Source organism: Arenibacter palladensis, from assembly GCF_900129275.1.
Classification (GTDB): Bacteria; Bacteroidota; Bacteroidia; order Flavobacteriales; family Flavobacteriaceae; genus Arenibacter; species Arenibacter palladensis.
In genome coordinates, this window is record NZ_FQUX01000020.1 from 1 (window position 1) to 1,592 (window position 1,592).

1 protein-coding gene is annotated in these 1,592 nt (G+C 48.1%); it reads left to right on the forward strand.

What is annotated here, in order from left to right:
- Nucleotides 1-1,592, forward strand: a 1,592-nt coding sequence (locus tag BUA60_RS22670; RefSeq protein ID WP_143153269.1) for a HEAT repeat domain-containing protein, incomplete at both ends; no start/stop codon positions are given.

Consider the following 1,592-nt stretch of genomic DNA (forward strand, 5'->3'; position numbering starts at 1 on the left):
ATGGAATTTGGCCCTGATGGCTGCCTTTACATTGCCGATTGGTACAATAAAATTGTTTCCCATAACGAGGTGGCCACATCGCACCCGGACCGGGACAAATCCCATGGCCGTATCTGGAGGATCAGTCATAAATCCCAAAAACCAAAGAAGATCCCCAATTTCTATGAGGTAAAAACAAGCGACCTTGTCGGGTATTTAAAGTCGCCTTCCATCTGGGCAAAACGGGCTGCATGGCACCAGATCACGGATCGCCCCATTGGGGAGACCGGGGCATTGGCCAAGGAGCTCGTACTTCTGGCTTCGGACAACCAACAGGACGAAATTACCCGTATCATGGCCCTTTGGTCCCTGGAGGGAATAAAACATTATGACCAAGGGCTTATGGCCACACTTCTGGGGTCCAAATACACCAACCTAAAAAGGGAAGCTGTCCGTGCCCTGCAATCCTTTTCCCTGGATGCCGGAACACTGGCCCAACTATTGGAAGGGCTTTCCAAGGACGACAACCCTATGGTAAGATCCGAGGTACTAAGGACCTTGGACGCTGTAGGAACGGCAAATCCGGAAACAATTGCCCTATTGGTGGGGGCCTGTAATCCACCACTTGAAGGAAACGATATGGGAGGGGCGTACGAACGCAATTTTGAGAGGTATCTGGCCCGTAAGGCCCTGGAGAACTATCCCAAGGAACTGTTGGCCTTTTTAAGGTCTCCCAAAGCGTCCCAATACGCCACGGCCAATCTAATATGGGCAAGCCAGGCATTGCCACAGGAAGAACGGGAAACGGTGTTCATGGACCTATGGAAAAAAGCGGACAATAAGGAGCTGGACGAGCCCACCTTTATCATCGTTGCGGGAATGTTGGAGAACGATCAGGTCATGAAGATGATGCTGCCCGTTCTGGAAAATGTGGGCAAAGCGCAGGAACATGTTTCGCTCACTCTGGACAACCTTGCCAAGGTGCAATCCAAGGAACTTAGCAATGCATTGATAAAGCCCATTGGGCATTTGCTGAAAAGCAGTGATAAATCACAACAAAATTTAGGGTTGGAAGCCATTGGAAAATTAGGGATATCTTCATTAAGGAATAATGTAGTTCCCTTTGTAAACGAGGACTCCTCCTCGGAAACGATCAAACTGGCCATGCTGGCACTGGTTGGCCAGCCTGAGAAAAATAGGGCAATTTTTGAGCGGATCGCAAAAATGGAGAACTTGGAACTGGATTTGAGGACGGAAGCGCTACAAGCACTGGCAAAGGCGGATATGCAAGCTGCCAGCAAAGCCATAAATGATTGGATGCCCAATTTGGACCAGTCACAGAAGCAATCCATTACTGGTATATTGTCCAATTCAGAAGTAGGAAGTACCCTTTTAAAACAGCTTTATGAAACAGGAACTTTGACTTCGGAAGAATTCAACCTCTCCAGTGCGGAGAAGGTATTTCAGTCCAACCCGGAAGATGCCAGGGGAATAGAACTTTTTGATAAGGTGAAAAATAGGATAGACGAGGAAAAGCACGCCTTTGAATCCAAATTGCAACGATTTATGGCCATTGCCGAAAAAGGGGGAGGGAATCCCGAAAATGGCAAAAA